4 protein-coding genes are annotated in these 4,758 nt (G+C 46.3%); all 4 read right to left on the bottom strand.

The genetic code is table 11. The annotated features are described in order from the left end of the window. Positions 1-77: 77 nt before the first annotated feature. The 4 genes from HMPREF2700_RS08970 to HMPREF2700_RS08955 all read right to left on the bottom strand — a co-directional run bounded on the left by HMPREF2700_RS08970 (position 78) and on the right by HMPREF2700_RS08955 (position 4,621). The gene (locus HMPREF2700_RS08970; RefSeq protein WP_049332348.1) at positions 78-341 is read right to left on the bottom strand and encodes a PAAR domain-containing protein; all 264 of its coding nucleotides are present in this window, start codon (positions 339-341) and stop codon (positions 78-80) included. 45 nt (positions 342-386) lie between these two features. After that, positions 387-1,532, bottom strand: a complete 1,146-nt coding sequence (locus HMPREF2700_RS08965) for a hypothetical protein (RefSeq protein WP_070591636.1) — start codon at positions 1,530-1,532, stop codon at positions 387-389. A 360-nt stretch (positions 1,533-1,892) separates the two neighbouring features. After that, positions 1,893-3,920 carry an excinuclease ABC subunit UvrB gene (gene uvrB / locus HMPREF2700_RS08960; RefSeq protein ID WP_070591634.1) on the bottom strand — a complete coding sequence of 676 codons (2,028 nt, stop codon included), beginning with the start codon at positions 3,918-3,920 and terminating at the stop codon, positions 1,893-1,895. 206 nt (positions 3,921-4,126) lie between these two features. Then, the gene (locus HMPREF2700_RS08955) at positions 4,127-4,621 is read right to left on the bottom strand and encodes a type IV pilin protein (RefSeq protein WP_070591632.1); all 495 of its coding nucleotides are present in this window, start codon (positions 4,619-4,621) and stop codon (positions 4,127-4,129) included. Between the last annotated feature and the right edge of the window lie 137 nt (positions 4,622-4,758).

The raw sequence follows: 4,758 nt of genomic DNA, 5'->3' as shown, positions 1-4,758 counted from the left end.
TCAAATGCCTAAAGAAAAGAAATAAGCAATTAGGCAAACTTGAAAAATCCTCTTTCCAAAAAGGAAAGAGGATTTTTTTAATCACTCCCAACACTAGGCAGACTACTAATCAGAGCACATCCGCATGCAGTCTTGCAACCATCAACAGCAACTGCTTTACCTTCAAACATCATATACTGACTGCCTTCAATAATCGGATTGTCACCATGACCAGTTATAGGGCAACTAACTAAATCGCCAACTAGTGCCGCAGGTTTTCCTTCAATAGTCATTTGGGAAGATGCTTGAATGACCATACCACCATGCGTAGTTGAATCACCCAATCTAATAATACCCTTCATTTTTGCATTCCTTTGCCGTCAAAATTCCTATAAACCAGATTGATCTCAGACATTACTATAAGCCTGAATCAGACGCCCCATATAAAAACCATTATCTGTATTCCAACCAAATAACTGATTTTTCTGCTCAGTATTTTCAACAGCCAAACCTAACATGAGCAATTGATTTTCCGAAGCAAGAGGTCCCATAAAAAGTCCAGGATTATGTCTTAAAACACTATTTCTGTCGTAATGCCAGTCTCCTCCTGCTGCCTTAATACCATCCATATATTGCTGGATTTCCTCATGTGAGGAAGCAAACCATACTGCATCAACTGCTTCACCATGTAATCCATAATCCACATATTTTTTCAATAACTGTGGTTGTTTTCCATCATCCAGCGTAATAGGTCGTTGTACCCATGCACGAATTGGTAGATTATTCTGTTTAGCCAAATGCTGAGAGGAAAAAACTATCCAGGTTACTGTTTCAGTAAATTCTAAATCATCTATATCTGGATTTAACCAAGCCGATAAGACAGCATGGATACCTTCAGGTTCGGATTTCTCAAACCAATTATTGATAAATTCACTCATATCCTGCAGAGGCATTATGACTAGATCCAAGTTTTCTATACCAATAGTTTCCGACATATTGATTAGCTTATTTTGCCAGGCTTCATAAATATCGTTGTCAGGAGTATGGATATGTACGGTCAATTTTTTTGAAAACTCAGCCAAAGATCTAATTCTTTCTTCTAGTTGCCACACCGTTGTTTCATGACACAATGGTCGTTCAAAGTTATTTTCTTCATCAATAAAAGCAATACAATCAAATCTCTCATTACCTTTAGTTTCAGCAATTACATCATTCAGTGCAATTTCAGACGGCAGAGCTACATAAGCGTCTATTACAGCTACCCTCTTACCAGCCCACTCTGTCCACTTCCTACGAATATTGTCTTTTTCTTTCTGCCATGCCTCCATAGCGGCATAACGATGGACTGAAGAAATATAGCGGTAAGAAAGTGCTGCAAACCATATAACAGGAAATGCCAACGAATAAATTGCATACTTTTTCAACAATAAAATCCATAGCAATGAACAGCAACATGCAAATGCCAAAGTAGCGGCCCACATCCATGGCTTTCCCCACTTATTTTTGACTTCTGGAACTAATGTTGCGGGAACTTCAGGAATATTCCATTGCATTTTAAATAGCCTTATACTCAAAAAATCAATTATATATAAAAATAACCATATTGGTTAAATATTAGCACATAGATTCTTAATATTACCTATGTAACTATCTAACCATTTATTAACTAATTAAACGTTTAATATAGAACTATACAGGCTCTTCTAAAAAATTTTTACATCCTATAATCCTATATACAAGTCCATTTAACCATGGGCTTAACTATATGCGATATATCAAACTTATTCTAAGCTTCAAAAACTTCTAAGTAAAAAGCTTAATCAGCTATTTAATAAATTAAATACGGCATTTAAAACTGAAAATTTTATCCTTAACCTAAAAATACTTATCTACTAAGACGGATTCTCCTAAATTTATTCCGATCCAAACAATAAGTTCTCTTTAATATTCCTAATTTTATCGCGTAACACAGCCGCTTCTTCAAACTGCAAATCCCTAGCCGCCTGCTGCATGGCTTTTTCCAGTTTGGCAATTTCTTTAATTGCATCTTCTTCACTGTGAATTTCGCCGACTTTAACCTTGTTTTTACCTTTCAGACGGCCTTTGCCGCTGTCTTCTTCGTGGTACACGCCGTCAATGATGTCTTTGACTTGTTTTTTAATCTGCTGCGGTATGATGCCGTGTTCTTCGTTGAATTTAATCTGTTTTTCGCGGCGGCGTTCGGTTTCGTCGATGGCGGCTTTCATGGAGTCGGTGATTTTGTCGGCGTACAAAATCGCTACGCCATTCACATTGCGCGCGGCGCGGCCTATGGTTTGAATCAGGCTGCGGTGGGAGCGCAGGAAACCTTCTTTGTCGGCGTCGAGGATAGCGACGAGGGAGACTTCGGGGATGTCGAGGCCTTCGCGCAAGAGGTTGATGCCGACGAGTACGTCAAACAGTCCGAGCCGCAAATCTCTAATGATTTCAACGCGCTCTACGGTGTCGATGTCGCTGTGCAGGTAGCGCACTTTAATGCCGAGTTCGCTGTAATAGTCGGTGAGTTGCTCCGCCATGCGTTTGGTGAGGGTGGTAACGAGCACGCGTTCGCCTTTTTGGATGCGGTCGTTGATTTCGCTCATTAAGTCATCAACTTGGGTAGCGACGGGGCGGATGATGATTTGGGGATCAACCAGCCCGGTGGGGCGGACGACTTGTTCGACCACTTGTCCGGCGTGTTCTTCTTCGTATTTGGCGGGGGTGGCGGAAACGAAGACGGTTTGCGGCATGACTTTCTCAAATTCGTGGAATTTGAGCGGGCGGTTGTCGCGGGCGGAAGGCAGGCGGAAGCCGTAGTCCACGAGGTTTTGTTTGCGTGATGCGTCGCCTTTGTACATGCCGCCGATTTGGGTAACGGTAACGTGGCTTTCGTCGATGAACATGATGGCATTATCGGGCAGGTAGTCCATCAGTGTGGGCGGCGGTTCGCCTTCTTTTTTGCCGGAGAAGTGGCGGGAGTAGTTTTCGATGCCTTTGCAGAAGCCCATTTCGTAGAGCATTTCGAGGTCGAAGCGGGTGCGCTGTTCGATGCGTTGTTGCTCGACGGGGCGTTGTTCACGGGCAAAAAATTCGATGCGTTCGCGCAGTTCTTCTTTGATGGACTCGCAGGCACGCAATACAGTGCCACGCGGGGTAACGTAGTGGCTGGACGGGAAGACGGTGTAGCGGCCGACGCGTTGGATAAGGCTGCCTGAAAGCGGGTCAAACATATCGAGGCGGTCGATTTCGTCGTCGAACAAGCTGATGCGCAAGGCGTTTTCCGAGCTTTCGGCGGGGTACACGTCAATCACGTCGCCACGCACGCGGAAGCTGCCGCGTTTAAAGTCCAAATCGCCGCGTTCGTACTGCATGGAAACGAGCGTGGTGATGATGTCGCACTGCTCGATGGTGTCGCCTTCTTTGACGGACAACACCATTTGTTGATATTCGGTCGGGTCGCCGATACCGTAAATGGCGGACACGGTGGCGACGATAATCACGTCGTCGCGCGTCATCAGATTTTTGGTGGCGGAAAGACGCATTTGTTCGATGTGTTCGTTGATCGCGCTATCCTTTTCGATGAACAAATCGCGGCTGGGCACATAGGCTTCGGGCTGGTAATAGTCGTAGTAGGAGACGAAATATTCCACCGCGTTTTCGGGGAAAAACTCGCGCATTTCGGCGTAGAGCTGGGCGGCAAGGGTTTTGTTGTGCGCCATGATGATGGCGGGCCGGCCGCTTTGGGCGATAACGTTCGCCATGGTGTAAGTTTTGCCCGAACCGGTTACGCCGAGCAGGGTTTGGTAGGCAAGGCCGTCTGAAAGTCCTTCGAGCAGGCCGGCAATGGCGGTAGGCTGGTCGCCGGCAGGAGGAAATGGCTGGTGGAGCTTGAAGGGGGAATTTGGGTATTGGATGACTTCCATAAGACGGCCTGTTTTATGTTCAGGTAAAAAGAAGATTATAACAAAGGGCCGTCTGAAAATTGATAGTGTGCCAATCTGACAAGACTAAATATTTCATCTCCTTCCTTAGCTAACTAAGGTTGTTTGTGTTAAAACTACTCTCTCCCTAAAGGACGTGTCCCCCACGTCCTTTTTCTTTATCCGCATCCTCCCTTTAGATCAGATTTCTACCCCGTAAAAGGCCGACACTCCGCATCATTGCCCCTAAATATCTCCTCGCCGTCCGTACAGCTGCCCTTCACCTTCATCTTCCCGCACACCACCGCCGTCAGCGACTCGTTCAAGCGCAATACCCTCGGCTCCGCCTCCCTGTCCAGTGCTACCGCCTTCAAAGTAAACTTCCCCTCCAAGATACCCTTAGCCTGGCCGCTCATCCTGATACAGAAACCGCCCGCCTCCTTGACCGGCAACTCCGGCCACTTCGTCGACGTCAGCTTAAAGCTGCCCTTTTTCGTATAGAACTGCTCCATAAAGCGCGCATTTTCCAGCAGGGCGGCATGAGCCGCACGCAGGTTCGCCGAGCGGACCGATTCCCGATAGGCCGTAAATGCCGCCGTCGCCACTATCGAAACCAACAGCATCACCACCAGCAGCTGTATCAAAGAGTAGCCCCTCTGCACAGTTACCCCATTCCGTTTTCCGTCAAATGCCTTTGAGTACATATCTTTATTCCCTTTATCTTTTTATCCCCATCCGACAGGATGGCTATCCGTTTGTCCCTTTTCACCCAATGGAAAGCCCCATTGGTCCAAGCTCTCATTCCGCCCCCATACAAAGCCGCCCGTCAGCCCGAACCGGC

Source organism: Neisseria sp. HMSC068C04, assembly GCF_001810105.1.
GTDB lineage: Bacteria > Pseudomonadota > Gammaproteobacteria > Burkholderiales > Neisseriaceae > Neisseria > Neisseria flavescens_B.
This window is presented reverse-complemented; position numbering and strand designations above follow the sequence as displayed.